At 59.2% G+C, this 12,538-nt stretch carries 15 protein-coding genes and 3 tRNA genes; 10 read left to right on the top strand and 8 right to left on the bottom strand.

Going from position 1 to position 12,538, the window contains the following annotated elements; genetic code table 11:
• Positions 1–56: 56 nt before the first annotated feature.
• The 3 genes from FBY02_RS00280 to FBY02_RS00270 all read left to right on the top strand — a co-directional run bounded on the left by FBY02_RS00280 (position 57) and on the right by FBY02_RS00270 (position 3,190).
• Positions 57–144: transfer RNA gene (locus FBY02_RS00280), tRNA-Ser, on the top strand.
• Positions 145–268: 124 nt separating this feature from the next.
• The gene (locus tag FBY02_RS00275) at positions 269–1,123 is read left to right on the top strand and encodes a prohibitin family protein (protein WP_047698608.1); all 855 of its coding nucleotides are present in this window, start codon (positions 269–271) and stop codon (positions 1,121–1,123) included.
• A gap of 273 nt (positions 1,124–1,396) precedes the next feature.
• The gene (locus FBY02_RS00270; RefSeq protein WP_144921640.1) at positions 1,397–3,190 is read left to right on the top strand and encodes a DAHL domain-containing protein; all 1,794 of its coding nucleotides are present in this window, start codon (positions 1,397–1,399) and stop codon (positions 3,188–3,190) included.
• Positions 3,191–3,410: 220 nt separating this feature from the next.
• On the opposite strand, the gene FBY02_RS00265 is transcribed toward FBY02_RS00270, so the two are convergent.
• Both FBY02_RS00265 and FBY02_RS00260 read right to left on the bottom strand, forming a co-directional pair.
• A complete protein-coding gene (locus tag FBY02_RS00265) occupies positions 3,411–3,602 on the bottom strand; it encodes a DUF2188 domain-containing protein (protein ID WP_144921637.1) in 192 nt (63 codons plus the stop codon).
• Positions 3,603–3,691: 89 nt separating this feature from the next.
• Positions 3,692–4,591 (bottom strand): polysaccharide deacetylase family protein, encoded by a 900-nt coding sequence (locus FBY02_RS00260; protein ID WP_144921634.1) that lies wholly within the window; start codon positions 4,589–4,591, stop codon positions 3,692–3,694.
• 237 nt (positions 4,592–4,828) lie between these two features.
• On the opposite strand from FBY02_RS00260, the gene FBY02_RS00255 reads away from it, so the two are divergent.
• From FBY02_RS00255 to FBY02_RS00245, 3 genes are all read left to right on the top strand, one after another.
• On the top strand, positions 4,829–5,083 hold the full coding sequence (locus FBY02_RS00255; RefSeq protein ID WP_144921631.1) for a DUF6555 family protein: 255 nt from the start codon (positions 4,829–4,831) through the stop codon (positions 5,081–5,083).
• Between the two features lie 156 nt (positions 5,084–5,239).
• Positions 5,240–5,470 carry a hypothetical protein gene (locus FBY02_RS00250; RefSeq protein ID WP_144921627.1) on the top strand — a complete coding sequence of 77 codons (231 nt, stop codon included), beginning with the start codon at positions 5,240–5,242 and terminating at the stop codon, positions 5,468–5,470.
• 117 nt (positions 5,471–5,587) lie between these two features.
• Positions 5,588–6,013, top strand: a complete 426-nt coding sequence (locus FBY02_RS00245; RefSeq protein WP_144921624.1) for a hypothetical protein — start codon at positions 5,588–5,590, stop codon at positions 6,011–6,013.
• On the opposite strand, the gene FBY02_RS00240 is transcribed toward FBY02_RS00245, so the two are convergent.
• Both FBY02_RS00240 and FBY02_RS00235 read right to left on the bottom strand, forming a co-directional pair.
• Entirely contained in the window at positions 6,010–6,237 is a 228-nt protein-coding gene (locus tag FBY02_RS00240) for a PLD nuclease N-terminal domain-containing protein (RefSeq protein ID WP_144921621.1), read from the bottom strand. The genes FBY02_RS00245 and FBY02_RS00240 overlap by 4 nt on opposite strands.
• A 104-nt stretch (positions 6,238–6,341) precedes the next feature.
• A complete protein-coding gene (locus FBY02_RS00235) occupies positions 6,342–6,527 on the bottom strand; it encodes a hypothetical protein (RefSeq protein WP_144921618.1) in 186 nt (61 codons plus the stop codon).
• A gap of 281 nt (positions 6,528–6,808) precedes the next feature.
• On the opposite strand from FBY02_RS00235, the gene FBY02_RS00230 reads away from it, so the two are divergent.
• The gene (locus FBY02_RS00230) at positions 6,809–7,171 is read left to right on the top strand and encodes an NUDIX hydrolase (protein WP_144921615.1); all 363 of its coding nucleotides are present in this window, start codon (positions 6,809–6,811) and stop codon (positions 7,169–7,171) included.
• A gap of 81 nt (positions 7,172–7,252) precedes the next feature.
• Here FBY02_RS00230 and FBY02_RS00225 read toward each other — a convergent pair.
• Positions 7,253–7,339, bottom strand: a tRNA-Leu gene (locus FBY02_RS00225).
• Between the two features lie 195 nt (positions 7,340–7,534).
• Positions 7,535–7,608 (bottom strand) — tRNA-Cys (locus FBY02_RS00220).
• Positions 7,609–7,937: 329 nt separating this feature from the next.
• Here FBY02_RS00220 and FBY02_RS00215 point away from each other — a divergent pair.
• The 3 genes from FBY02_RS00215 (at position 7,938) to FBY02_RS00205 (ending at position 10,882) form a co-directional block, all read left to right on the top strand.
• Positions 7,938–8,768: an SRPBCC family protein gene (locus tag FBY02_RS00215; protein WP_178115344.1), complete on the top strand. Its 831-nt coding sequence runs from the start codon at positions 7,938–7,940 to the stop codon at positions 8,766–8,768.
• Positions 8,768–9,940, top strand: a complete 1,173-nt coding sequence (locus tag FBY02_RS00210) for a zinc-dependent alcohol dehydrogenase (RefSeq protein ID WP_144921608.1) — start codon at positions 8,768–8,770, stop codon at positions 9,938–9,940. The genes FBY02_RS00215 and FBY02_RS00210 overlap by 1 nt, the downstream gene beginning before the upstream one ends.
• A 162-nt stretch (positions 9,941–10,102) precedes the next feature.
• On the top strand, positions 10,103–10,882 hold the full coding sequence (locus tag FBY02_RS00205) for a TSUP family transporter (protein ID WP_047698766.1): 780 nt from the start codon (positions 10,103–10,105) through the stop codon (positions 10,880–10,882).
• Here FBY02_RS00205 and nudC read toward each other — a convergent pair.
• Both nudC and FBY02_RS00195 read right to left on the bottom strand, forming a co-directional pair.
• Positions 10,850–11,680: an NAD(+) diphosphatase gene (nudC, locus tag FBY02_RS00200; protein ID WP_144921605.1), complete on the bottom strand. Its 831-nt coding sequence runs from the start codon at positions 11,678–11,680 to the stop codon at positions 10,850–10,852. The genes FBY02_RS00205 and nudC overlap by 33 nt on opposite strands.
• 6 nt (positions 11,681–11,686) lie before the next feature.
• On the bottom strand, positions 11,687–12,499 hold the full coding sequence (locus tag FBY02_RS00195) for a crotonase/enoyl-CoA hydratase family protein (protein WP_144921602.1): 813 nt from the start codon (positions 12,497–12,499) through the stop codon (positions 11,687–11,689).
• Positions 12,500–12,538: the final 39 nt, after the last annotated feature.

The raw sequence follows: 12,538 nt of genomic DNA, 5'->3' as shown, positions 1-12,538 counted from the left end.
GTAGAGAGTTTGACAGTGTGTTTCATTCGGGTATTATGGCGCCCGCAACGCAATACGGAGGTGTGGCCGAGTGGTTTAAGGCAACGGTCTTGAAAACCGTCGACTGTAACAGGTCCATGAGTTCGAATCCCATCGCCTCCGCCATATTTATACGTTAAAGCCCTGATCATTCAGGGCTTTTTCGTGTCTGGCGTTCAGAAAACGGCTACCGATTTCAGTGCCGGATCCGGTACATCGCAACCCCAGTCCACTCTCAAAGGAAAGAACAGTGACCAGCAAAACCATCGGCTCTCTTGTTGCAGCAATCGTGGGCGTCGTCCTGCTCTGCGTATTCTTTGGCAGTTGGTACACCGTCGACGAAACCGAACGCGGCGTGCTGCTGCGCAACGGCGCGCTGGTCGGGGTCGTGGAGCCGGGATTGTCGTTCAAGACGCCCTTCATCGAGTCCGTGCGACTGATCAGCGTACAAAGCCAGGTCACTTCCTATGAAGACCTTCAGGCCTACAGCAAGGATCAGCAATCCGCCCAGCTCAAGGTGTCGGTGTCCTGGCACATTGCGCCGGCGGACGTGGCGAAGGTCTACAGCCAGTTCAAGGATATCGAAGGTATTCGCGACCGGATGATCAGCCGGCAGGTACCGACCCAGGTAGAGAACGTGTTCGGCAGATTCAATGCCGTGGCCGCCGTGCAGAACCGCGTCCAGCTGGTCAACGATATTTCCAGCGCCATCAAGTCCACCATCACCGGCCCGGTGATCATCGACAGCGTCCAGGTCGAAAACATCGATTTCAGTGACGCCTACGAAAAAGCGATCGAAGCGCGCATGGCAGCGGAAGTCCAGGTCAAGACCCGCGAGCAACAACTCGCCACCGAGCAGGTCCAGGCACAGATTCGCGTGACCCAGGCCCAGGCCGAAGCCGACTCGCAGATCGCCCAGGCGAAAGCGGATGCACTGGCCACTGAACTGCGTGGCAAGGCCGAAGCCGAGGCGATCAAGGCGCGGGCCCAGGCCCTGGCCAGCAACCAGAACCTGGTGGAACTGACCAAGGCCGAGCGCTGGAACGGAGTCTTGCCGACCACCGTGCTGCCCAATGGCGCCCTGCCCTTCATCGACACCAAGTAATCCCGCTGGCGCGGCCTGCCCTGGCCGCGCCTGTTTCGCAACGTCTGGAGCCATTTCCCTCAGCCAGCATCGCTCCTTCCCGTTAGCGCTACACTGGCCTGAGTGACTGTTCACCGTCAGCAGGGAGCTCAACGTGTACCCAGGCAAACGCAGGCCAGCGCGCCGATCAATCCGCTCAATACAGCCTCAGTCCATCGTTTCCCTCCCTGAAACCCTCGCCCGGCTCGTAAACCCAGCGACTCCGTCGATCAACATCCCGGACAGGAGAACAGCGTGACCACAATTATCCAAAAATATAAGTGGCCTGCCTTGCTGGCCGTCGCACTGGCCGTTTTCTCAGCCTTGATATTCTTCCTGATCAAGTCCTATACCTACGACACCACGACCTATTTCGAGTCCCGCGATTTCATCCGGCAACTCAAGCAGTCCGACGCCAACTGGAACGTCAAGATTCTGAGGAAAAAGATCGGCGTCAATAACAACCTGTCGCTGGTCCCACCGCCGGAAGCAGGCAGTCGATGGGAGCAACTGGAACGGCTCAACAACACCGGCCCTCTGGCCGCCCTTTGGAACTCCAGGCGCCAGGGGTATGTGGATGCGATCAAGAACAAGACCCTGCTGGTAGAAGAGTTCGAACGCCACAATACGATCTTGCGCACGGCCCTGGACGCGTTGCCCACGGCCGAAGATGACATTCAGACCCGGCTCAAGGAATTGCAAATGGGCAGTGCGACGGAGCGCCTGACAGCGGCCTCCAATGTCCTTGAACTGACCTTGACGACCATGGAATACGCCGCCTATGTCACCTCGGACAAAGCCAGGGAAGTAGAGAGTCAATTGAGCGAGCTGGAAAACTACATCCGCCAATTGCCCACCCCCTATCAGCCTCCCTTTGTCACGCTGACGCAGCATGTCCGGTCGATTATCGAGGAGCAGCCGATCGTCAATGATCTGCTTGACCGCATCAACGTGATTCCGGTGGCCCAGGAGCTGGACAACATCAATGAACTGCTGAATGAAACACAGCGCCGGACCGCCGAAACGGATCGTCAATACCATATCTACCTGGCCGTATGCGCCAGTCTCATGGCGTTGCTGATGATCTACCTGGCGGTGCGATTGGTGCGCAGCTACGCCGTTATCAACCTGATCAACCATGAGTTGCAGTCGTCCAATGAACGACTTGAGGAACGGGTCGAGGAGCGCACCCGCGAACTGATGGAGGCCGAGCGCGAACTCGTGGACGCGGCGCGGATGGCGGGCATGGCCGAGATTGCCACGAACGTACTACACAACGTCGGGAACGTGCTCAACAGCGTGAACATTTCCGCCGAGCTCGTTACCCGTAAGTTGAAGAACAGCAAGACACAGGGACTCGGAAAAGCGGTGAAGATGATGAATGAACACACCGAAGACCTCGGCCAGTTCATGACCCACGATGAAAAAGGTAAATTGCTTCCCCGTTACTTCAATGAGCTGGTCGATTCCATCGCCGCCGAGCAGGCACTGCTGATCGATGAACTGGCGCAATTGACCAAAAGCGTCGACCACATCAAGGAAATCGTCACCACCCAACAATCCTATGCCGGAGCGGCCCGGCTGATCGAGCCGCTCAATGTCAGTGACTTGTTCGAGGACGCGTTGCGCATGAACTCGGGCGCACTGAACCGGCACCACGTCACGGTCATCAAGGACTATCAGGACGCACCCAGGATCATGGGCGATAAACACCGACTGCTGCTGGTGTTGATCAACCTGATCAGTAATGCAAAATTCGCGATGTCCCATGTTCCCGGACCACGGGAAATGACCCTGGGTGTACGGATCGTCGACCGCACAACGTTATGCCTGAGCGTCAAGGACCGGGGCGAAGGCATTGCCCCGGATAATCTGGCCCGCATCTTCAACCACGGGTTCACCACTCGCAAGGATGGTCATGGGTTCGGCTTGCACAGCTGCGCCCTGGCAGCGGTCGAAATGAATGGCCGCCTCCACGTCCATAGCGATGGACCTGGTCAAGGCGCCCTCTTCACCCTGGAGATTCCCCTGGAACTGGCGCAGCCTTGAAAACGCGGGTTACAGGGTAAAGCGTTGTGAACATCCCGACGCCATCGCGAGCAGGCTCGCTCCCCCGGTTTTGCTGACAACCACAGATTTTGTGATCAACTCAGAACCCTTGTGGGAGCGGGCTTCTCGCGAAAGCGGTGGCTCAGTAGCGAGGATGTTGACTGACACGCTGCCTTCGCGGGCAAGCCCGCTCCCACAGGACGGTTAGCGTCCGCCGTGATTACTTGGCATTCGCCGCCCGCGCCTCGCGGCTTCTCCTGGCCGGTAACGCCGCCGCGTAAGCCAGCGCTTCTTCACGCGAGGCGAAGGAACCCAACCGGTCAGCCTGGGTACAGACCCGCCATGGGCCGCTGTTTACGCTGAGGACGTCATAACCGTTGATGTGCATTTTCGTCAGCATTGCGGTACTCATCGTCAACCTCCTTCGGTATCGACCAAGGGTTACAGCGTCTACCTTACACTCAGTTGCGCCAGGGTGCCGACCGAACGTCGCAACGTGCATCAGTGAGAATCCGAGTCCCAGAACCAGTCCCACAGGCCGGGCAGGCGCACCGGCTGGCCGCTTTCCTTGACCGTACGCGCCATGGCCGCCCGCGCCAACGCCTGGCGATCGTCATAGAACGGCTTGGCGTCGGTCCTCACGCCCGTGGCCCTGGCGCTGTCGAGCAGGATCTGCAGATATTCCCGGGCGTGTCGTGCGGTATAGCGATTGAGATCGTGGAACGTTACCACCACCGGAATCACGCCATCGACTGCCGGCAATTGCCCGGCAGCGATGCGCTCGCGCACTTCGGAGAGCTGACGGGTCAGGTTGATCCGTCGGCGCGGACTGGCGGTGATCCCCCAGATCTTGCCGTCGTTGGCGCTCAGGTCGGTGAGCAGCACATGCATGCCATGTCGCTGGTAGGCGGCGAAGGTGCGTCGGTCATAACTCCAGAATGGCGGCCTTACCAGGAGGGGCGGCGCACCGGTAATGGCGGCTATGTCGGCCCCACCGTCAGTGAGCGACTGCTCCAGTTCCTCGGGACTCAGGAAGCGATGATTGGTATGCCAATGAGTAGCCGTATGAAAGCCCAACAGATGACCTTCGCTCTGCTCACGATGCATCACCGATCGACCGATATCGCTGTCGCCGGCGCGCCAGGCACGGGTCTGGACAAAGAACACGGCCTTGATCCCGGATTGCACCGGGTTCTGCGCAAGGGCATCCAACACATCAATACTCGGATTCCAGAAGGACGATGCGCTCGGTCCATCATCGAACGTCAGCAGGAAACGGATCGGGGGCTGTTCACGCAAGCGTTGCTCGGTTTGTGCAGCCAATTCGATGGGTGATCCGATGCACCCGGACAAACCGCTGGCGAGGACTGCAATGACCAGCGCCCTGGCGATGTTTTTCATGTTCTGCCTTTATGTAGTACCGCACTGCTACGCCTCCGCTCCCTGGCGCATGATGTTTGAATGCCCACCTTGGAGAAGGTTAACCGGGTTTGGTTCCTGGCGGTGAGCATTGCTTCGTTTCGCTTGTCGTAGACCGGATTCTGGCAGCTGAGGTGTCTATTTCGACCGTCTGGAAATCCGATTGAATTTTCAGAACGCCTCCGCATCCATCCGTATAGGACTAATTAGGGAGGATTTATGGGCGGGCCATCGCTTTACATCATCGACTACATGCTCCATGGCGAGCCCAAGTCATTCATCATTCGAGCCGAAGTGATGAATAACTCCGAAGCTTGGCATTGGGCCAGTTGCGACGCGGGTGTCGGGCGCATACCCAAATTCGGCAGGGAGAAGGTCAAGCGGGTTACCAAACCCCTTGCGGAGAAGTACGGCATCACCGACGTGCGCTGGCGGGCGAGCGTCGCACCCAGTTGGGTCAAGGAGTCAGGCTGATTCCATGACCTTCACTCATTCGGCGCGCCGGCCACTCGTCGAGCGCCGGATGCCCGGCAAACCCGCAATAACTCAACTACGCTTAAACGACCGGTACGACCCGCCCGTGGGGGGTCGTGCTGCCTCATCCTCATCAACCCTGAATGGAGGTGTGACATGTCCGAAAAAGAGTCCATCACCACCCTGCTTACCCTGCTGGAATCGCGTCAGACTCGCCTGACGGCGGCTTGCAAGGAAATTGCCGACTGGGTCGACCACAATGGCGGCCATCCGACCGCCGTACGCATCCGGGATCGCCTGAACGACATTGATAAAGACGTTCCGTCGATCCAGCATGCGCTGTCATCCCTCAAGCCCATAGAACGGCCGTTGCCCAAATTCCGCTAACGCCTGGCGTCAGCCGCGCGGCTCCTGAGTTCTACCGGCTGGAAAGCCGATGGAACGCGCACTCCTTTTGCGCCTCGATATTGATAGGTGCAGAAAAACGCGAAAAGGAGAGCCACCATGAATGCCAGAATCCTGTTGTTGATTGCCTGTGCAAGCCCCGCCACCGTCATGGCTCAGGGCTGCGACGTCATCACCCGGGCCCAGAGCCCGTCGGTTCCAGCCGTCGAAACCCATGCCTGCTATGAATACAAAGGCATGCCGGACGGAGCCGTCGGCTGGTCATGCAGTAACGAAAACCAAACGGCGCTCAGCACCCAGAAGAAGCCGGTTGACCGCTGCGCAGAGGGATATGTAGCGACCTGCCAGGCCAGACTCACCCAGGAAACCCTGGCGAACCCTCGCTCCACCAGCAAAGACAGCAGCGGTGGATCGGTCAACATTCCCGATCACGCGCAGATTACCTGGTACTACTATGGCGTCGAGCAAGTGCAGCAAGCGCAAAAAGACTGTGAAAGCACCGGCGGTCGCTGGAAGAACCGTTAGCCCTTGCTGTGCTCCGGCGACGACGGGCCTTCCTTGATTCCCCGAGGCCCGGCCACGCCCCAGATGATCAGCCCCAGCACAGGCAGAATGATCAGCAGCAAAGCCCACGCTGCCTTGGTCCCGGCCGACTTGTCACTGCGAAACACACTGACGATCGCCCACAGATCAACAAGCAATAGAAGCACCGCAACAGCGATCCAGAAATAACTGGCTAATTCAGACATGACCCAATCCTCGTTTTAATGGCCTGCGCGAATCAGCTACACAGGTCACTGTTGATTAGGCACAGGCACTTCGGGTCCGTTCAAAGAATCTGTCGTCGGCAGGTCTATGAACGCTCGTTCAAATAGCCGATCCATTGCTCATAGGCTTCGTGCTGGCGGCGCACAGCCTCTTCCCAAGCCGCCCCGGACATCTGATGGGCACAAATAAGCGTCATCATTTCCGATGTCGCTGAGTCGAGCTCCACCAGGAGCTCATGGGATTTGACTTTGAAATCTTCAACAGTAGTCATCTTTCCTCTCTCCCCGCTGCCCCAGGGGGCGGCCATCCACCCAACATGGATACCTTTTTTTGGATCTGATTCATTTTTGGCGATGGCCGGTCATGGAAGCAGCCAGCGCCAGCCTGCCCGCCAGATGAGTAAGCAAGGCACAAAATGAAGGCAGTCTTTCCCGCAGCGCTGCGGTCGAAAAGGTATGAGCCGAGGAGCGTTTCCTGGGAATGGCGATGACGCCAGGCGCGAATATTTCAGTTATATTTCATTTTAATGACAGTCACTGAACGAGCATCCCCATGAAAATTCGAGCGACCGTCATCTGTGAGGAAAATCGCCACATCTTGCTGGTACGCAAACCCAACAGCCGCTGGGCCTTGCCAGGCGGTACCATCGAGCGCGGCGAAAGCCATGCCGATGCAGCCCTCAGGGAACTTGCAGAAGAAACCGGACTGGGCGCCGAAAACCTGCTTTACCTGATGCGCGTCAGCGATGGCGACACCCTGCATCACGTATTCGAGGCTTCAGTCAGCGACATTGGTGCGGCCAGGCCACAGAATGAAATCAGCGATTGTCTCTGGTACCCGCTGGACACCATTGCGCAATTGCAGATGAAGAAAGGCATGCGGGAGATACTTGAGGCGTTCAGGCGGCGACTATGAGGGCCTTCGACGCCACTCGATAAACTGAGCGCAAACAAAAAGGGTTGCCTGAGATATCTCATGCAACCCTTTGCTTTTATATGGTGCCCGAAGCCGGAATCGAACCGGCACGCCCTTACGAGCGGGGGATTTTAAGTCCCATGCGTCTACCAGTTTCGCCATTCGGGCGGTAGCGCGGTCAAGCCTCTAGAAGCAGCGGATCAAAAGAACCGACAGCATCGAGGCCGGTGCAGCAGAGGGACGAAATATATACATCCCGCCCCGACGAAGCAAGGTTGCCCAGGTCCTTTTCAAGACAAAAGCTTCATTGCCCATAAAAGAAAAAAGCTCTGTAAATCATCGATCTACAGAGCTTTTTTATAGTGGAGGCCGAAGTCGGAATCGAACCGGCGTAGGTGGATTTGCAATCCACTGCATAACCATTTTGCTATTCGGCCTCAAAACGCCTGATGCAATCAAACCACATCAACCGTGTACTTACCTGGTCGGAAGAAAACCGCTGACTCAGCGCTATCTTCTTGAAAACATTGAAGTTTTTTACGCCCCAACGCATTCGATGGGCGCAATTATGTACTCATTTACCAAAGCTGACAACCCCTTGATTTCAAAAAAAAATCGTCCGGCTGGCGAGCCTTTCCCCTCTCGGTCCCGCAGGCCATGCATCCGGCAGAGAACCTCCTCATCGGAAACCCGAAATGTCGATGGAACAACCACAGGCGCGGCGGCTCATTCCTTATGTCGCCTTCGATTGATAAGGAAAAACATCATGACTGAACGTCCACCACTGGTCGCGAGCCGGGCTGCGGTGCCGAGTCCGTCGCGTCCCAATCTCGGTACACCGGAACGTGCGGTATCGCTGCTGGCCGGCACCCTGTTAATTGCCAACGGGTTGCGCCAGCGCGGACTCAGGGGTTGGCCGCAAGTCCTGCTGGGGGCTTGTGCGGCCTGGCGCGCTTACTCAGGCGTGTGCAGGGTCAAGCAAGCGCTGACCCACAGCCCGTTCGAGCGGGCTTTCGAGCAGAATCGGGGTTGGGATTCAAGCAAGGTGATCTCCCGCAGCATAACGGTCGGCAAACCCAGGGAGGAAGTCTTCGCGTTTTGCCGCAACCCGGCCAACCTGGGGGCCCTGGTGCCCTGGGTGGATACCATCGAACAGACCGGCGAGCGTACCTACCGTTGGGTGGCTCATGGGCCGAGGGACAAGACCTTGCACTGTGATCTCGAACAGAGTGAACCCAAGGAAGGCCGCAAGTTGCACTGGTTGGCCGCACCGGGCACCCGGTTCAAGCACGATATCCAGATGCATTTCAGCGATGCGCCGACGGGCCGGGGCACGCAGATCAAGATCATCGTTGCCTGCCAGCCCTCCTTCGGGGCTGCCGGCTACGCCTTGGCCGCAGCCATTTCCAAGTTCTCGGACAAAGCCTTGCTGTACCTGCTGCGCAGCATCAAACAACAACTGGAAACCGGCGAAGTGATGACCAACAGGATCCGCCCCCATGGCGAGAAGGATCTCCTGTTCATCCACCCGCCGAGCGCCGCCACCCCTGCATCGACCGATCCGTCATCCACGCCTCTCAACGGAGGAACTGCCTGATGCGCGCACTGACCTGGCAAGGCCCCAATAAACTGCAAGTCGAAACCGTTGATGATCCGTCCATTCTCAGTCCCCGGGATGCCATCGTACGGGTGAAGTTGTCGTCGGTATGCGGTTCGGACCTGCACCTGCTGGGCGGCTACGTGCCGACCATGCAAGCCGGTGACATCATCGGCCATGAGTTCATGGGCGAGGTGGTGGAAACCGGTTCGGCCATCACACAATTCAAGAAAGGCGACCGGGTCGTCACCGTGTCGATCCTCGGTTGCGGTGCGTGCGAGCACTGCCAGCGCGCGGACTTTTCCTGCTGCGACAACTCCAACCCCAACCCCAGCGCCACGGACATCGCCTACGGCCAGCCGGCGTGCGGCATCATCGGCTATAGCCACGCCTTCGGCGGCTTTGCCGGCAGCCACGCCACTTACATCCGCGTGCCCTTCGCCGATGTCAACCTGTTCACCATTCCTGAAGGCGTCAGCGACGAGCAGGCGGTATTCGTCTCTGACGCGGTGCCTACCGGTTTCTTTGCCGCCGACAACGCCAGTATCCAACCCGGTGACACCGTGGCGGTCTGGGGCTGTGGCGGCGTCGGCTTGATGGCGATTTCCAGCGCCTACCTGTTGGGGGCCGAACGGGTGATCGCCATCGACCGCTTCCCCGACCGCTTGCGCCTGGCCGAGGAAAAAGCCGGCGCGATTGCCCTCAACTACGAAACCGCCGACGTGCATGCCGCCCTGCTGGAGCTGACCGGCGGCCGCGGTCCGGATCGCTGCATCGACTGCGTGGGCATGGAAGCCCACGGCACCGAGGTCGATTATTACTACGACAAGACCAAGCAGATGATGCGCCTTCACACCGAGTGCGGGACGGTGCTGCGCCAGTCGATCCGAGCCTGTCGCAAGGGCGGCACGGTATCGGTAGTCGGGGTGTACGGCGGCCTGCTGGACAAGTTTCCGATGGGCGCCATCGTCAACAAGTCGCTGACCTTGCGCTCGGGCCAGCAACCGGGGCAGCGCTATGTGACGCGACTGTTCGACTACATCCGGAACGGCCAGTTAGATCCGTCCTACCTGCTGACTCATCCCATGGGGCTGGAACAGTCGGTCGAGGGTTATGCGATGTTCAAGGATAAACGCGAGAACTGCTTGCGGGCAGTGTTTCGGCCAGAGTGATTGAACTATGACGAGGGGGCAGTTGCACAACCCAAGAGAAGCAAGCCCCCTCGCCAGGGACTCCCCGACGCCCTCACACCAGAGTCGCAGCCCAGAGCCATTATGGGTAACATACCGGCCTTCCCCGCAGCCCTTCTGCGACCTGCCGAATAAGCCTTTCCCATGCCTTTTGAACTCAGCGTTGACCTCACTACCCTCGCCATTCTGACCGTTGTCGCATTCCTGGCCGGTTTCATCGATGCCATCGCCGGTGGCGGTGGTTTGCTGACTACCCCGGCGCTGTTGACCGCCGGCCTGCCGCCTCACCTGGTCCTGGGGACCAACAAGCTCAGCGCGACCTTCGGCTCGGCTACGGCCAGCTTCACTTTCTACAAGCGCAAGCTGTTCGATCCGAGGCAGTGGACCCATGCGTTGGTCGGCACGCTGGTCGGTGCCTTGAGCGGTGCCATCGTCGCCCATTACCTGCCCGCCGAATGGCTGAACAAGATGCTGCCGGTGATCGTCTTCGCCTGTGGCCTGTACCTGTTGTTCGGCGGCACGCCCAAGGCGCCATTGGACAGCGATGCGCCGATCAAGAAGACCTGGCAATCACCTCAGGGTTTCGCCCTGGGTTTCTATGACGGCGTGGCCGGCCCCGGCACGGGTGCGTTCTGGACTGTCAGCAGCCTGCTGCTCTACCCCATCGACCTCGTCAAGGCCAGCGGCGTGGCCCGCAGCATGAATTTCGTCAGCAACATCGCGGCGCTGGTGGTGTTCATGTTCTCGGGGCAAGTGGACTGGATTATCGGCCTTTGCATGGGCCTCTCGGTGATGATCGGGGCATTCTTCGGTGCCCGCACCGCCATCAGTGGCGGCGCGAAGTTCATCCGGCCGGTGTTCATTACCGTGGTGCTGGGCCTGACCGTACGCCTAGCCTGGCAGCACTGGTTCAACGTGGCCTAAGCGCCGAGCCACATAAAGGTCGATCAGGTAGCGCGCGATGGAGCGCGAAGCCGGCAACGGTGGCAAGTCGTGGACGCTGAACCACTGGGCGTCCTCGATTTCATCCTCCTGGCACACGATGTCGCCGTCGGCGTACTCGGCGTGGAAGCCCAGCATCATCGAATGGGGGAACGGCCAGCACTGGCTGCCCATGTACTGGATGTTCTTCACTTCGATGCTGACTTCCTCGCGCACTTCGCGAACCAGGCAATCCTCGGCCGACTCGCCCGGTTCGGCAAACCCGGCCAGGGTACTGTAGACCCCGGTGACGAAGCGGGGCGAACGGGCCAGCAGGACTTCATCGCCGCGGGTGATCAGCACGATCATGCTCGGTGAAAGCCGCGGGTAGTGCCGCAGGTCGCAGACATCGCAATACATCGCCCGCTCCAGCGGAATCTGGCCCATGCGCTTGCCGCAACTGCCGCAAAACCGGTGTTCACGGGCCCAGGTGCCGATCTGCGCCGCATAGCCCAGCACTTTGAACAGGGTGTGATCGTCCTCGAGCATGAAGGCCCGCAGGCCTTTCCAGTTGCAACCGGGCATGTCCTGCGAGGCGTGCAACTCGAGCAGATAGACCGGCTCGCCATCCAGGTGGCCGATGCCATGCTCGGCGAGGACCGACAGGTCCTGGCGCTTGAGCCATTCGCGGGGAAACAGCGCGCCGTTGTCATCGAACAGGAAGCCTTCCGGGCTGCGGGCCACGGCCCAGCCGCCTGGAAGATCGGTATCGAGTACTGCGGTGGTCCAGCGTGAAGTCATGGTCAGTCAATCCAGAAATTCGGGTTTCTGTTTGCTCATATGGGCGGTCATGGCCACGCGCAAGTCGGCCGATTGCAACATGGCGGCGTTCCAGGTAGCGACGTACTCCAGCCCGTCGTCGATGCGGTGGTCGCGCATGTAGCTGATCATTTCCTTGGTGCCGGCGATCGCGATCGGCGACTTGGCGGCGATTTCCCGGGCAATTCCCATGACGCCGTCGAGCAGGCTGGCGGTGTCGCTGTAGACGCGATTGACCAGGCCGATGCTGCGCGCTTCATCGGCACCGAATGTGCGCCCCGTATAAGCGAGTTCACGCAGCATGCCGTCCCCGATGATCCGGGGCAAGCGTTGCAATGTGCCAACATCGGCGGCCATGCCGATATCGATTTCCTTGATGGAAAACTGGGCGTCTTCGGCGGCGTAGCGCATGTCGCAGGCGCTGATCAGGTCGATGGCACCGCCCAGGCAATAGCCCTGGATCGCGGCCAGTACCGGCTTGCGGCAGTTGTCCACGGCATTGAACGACGCTTGCAATTGCAGGATCTTGCGCCGCAGCAGGCGGGCATTGCGGCCGACGTCCTTGCCCAGCTCATTGGCCACACCGGCCAGCATCATCAGGTCGATGCCAGAGGAAAAATGCTTGCCGGCGCCGCTCAGGACCACGACCCGCACTTCGTCAGTGTCGTCGATCCACTGGAATATCTCGACGATCTCGCTCCAGAACGCGGCATTCATCGCATTGATCTTGTCCGGGCGATTGATCTGCACATGGGCGATGTTGTCTGCAAGTTCAACGTTGAATGCTTGGTATTGCGACATGGCAGTGATCCTTTACCGGCTGAAAAGAGGCTTGAACTA

Origin of the sequence: Pseudomonas sp. SJZ078 (assembly GCF_007828255.1) — a bacterium.
In the GTDB taxonomy this organism is placed as follows: domain Bacteria; phylum Pseudomonadota; class Gammaproteobacteria; order Pseudomonadales; family Pseudomonadaceae; genus Aquipseudomonas.
Note: the sequence above shows the minus strand (reverse complement) of the source record. Positions and strands in the feature narration are given on the sequence as shown.

Bases quoted from the DNA above. Each gene is read 5' to 3' on its own strand.
- FBY02_RS00265 (WP_144921637.1), bottom strand. From the start codon at position 3,602: ATGAGTACCGCAATGCTGACGAAAATGCACATCAACGGTTATGACGTC.
- FBY02_RS00260 (WP_144921634.1), bottom strand. From the start codon at position 4,591: ATGAAAAACATCGCCAGGGCGCTGGTCATTGCAGTCCTCGCCAGCGGT.
- FBY02_RS00255 (WP_144921631.1), top strand. From the start codon at position 4,829: ATGGGCGGGCCATCGCTTTACATCATCGACTACATGCTCCATGGCGAG.
- FBY02_RS00250 (WP_144921627.1), top strand. From the start codon at position 5,240: ATGTCCGAAAAAGAGTCCATCACCACCCTGCTTACCCTGCTGGAATCG.
- FBY02_RS00245 (WP_144921624.1), top strand. From the start codon at position 5,588: ATGAATGCCAGAATCCTGTTGTTGATTGCCTGTGCAAGCCCCGCCACC.
- FBY02_RS00240 (WP_144921621.1), bottom strand. From the start codon at position 6,237: ATGTCTGAATTAGCCAGTTATTTCTGGATCGCTGTTGCGGTGCTTCTA.
- FBY02_RS00235 (WP_144921618.1), bottom strand. From the start codon at position 6,527: ATGACTACTGTTGAAGATTTCAAAGTCAAATCCCATGAGCTCCTGGTG.
- FBY02_RS00230 (WP_144921615.1), top strand. From the start codon at position 6,809: ATGAAAATTCGAGCGACCGTCATCTGTGAGGAAAATCGCCACATCTTG.
- FBY02_RS00215 (WP_178115344.1), top strand. From the start codon at position 7,938: ATGACTGAACGTCCACCACTGGTCGCGAGCCGGGCTGCGGTGCCGAGT.
- FBY02_RS00210 (WP_144921608.1), top strand. From the start codon at position 8,768: ATGCGCGCACTGACCTGGCAAGGCCCCAATAAACTGCAAGTCGAAACC.
- FBY02_RS00205 (WP_047698766.1), top strand. From the start codon at position 10,103: ATGCCTTTTGAACTCAGCGTTGACCTCACTACCCTCGCCATTCTGACC.
- nudC (WP_144921605.1), bottom strand. From the start codon at position 11,680: ATGACTTCACGCTGGACCACCGCAGTACTCGATACCGATCTTCCAGGC.
- FBY02_RS00195 (WP_144921602.1), bottom strand. From the start codon at position 12,499: ATGTCGCAATACCAAGCATTCAACGTTGAACTTGCAGACAACATCGCC.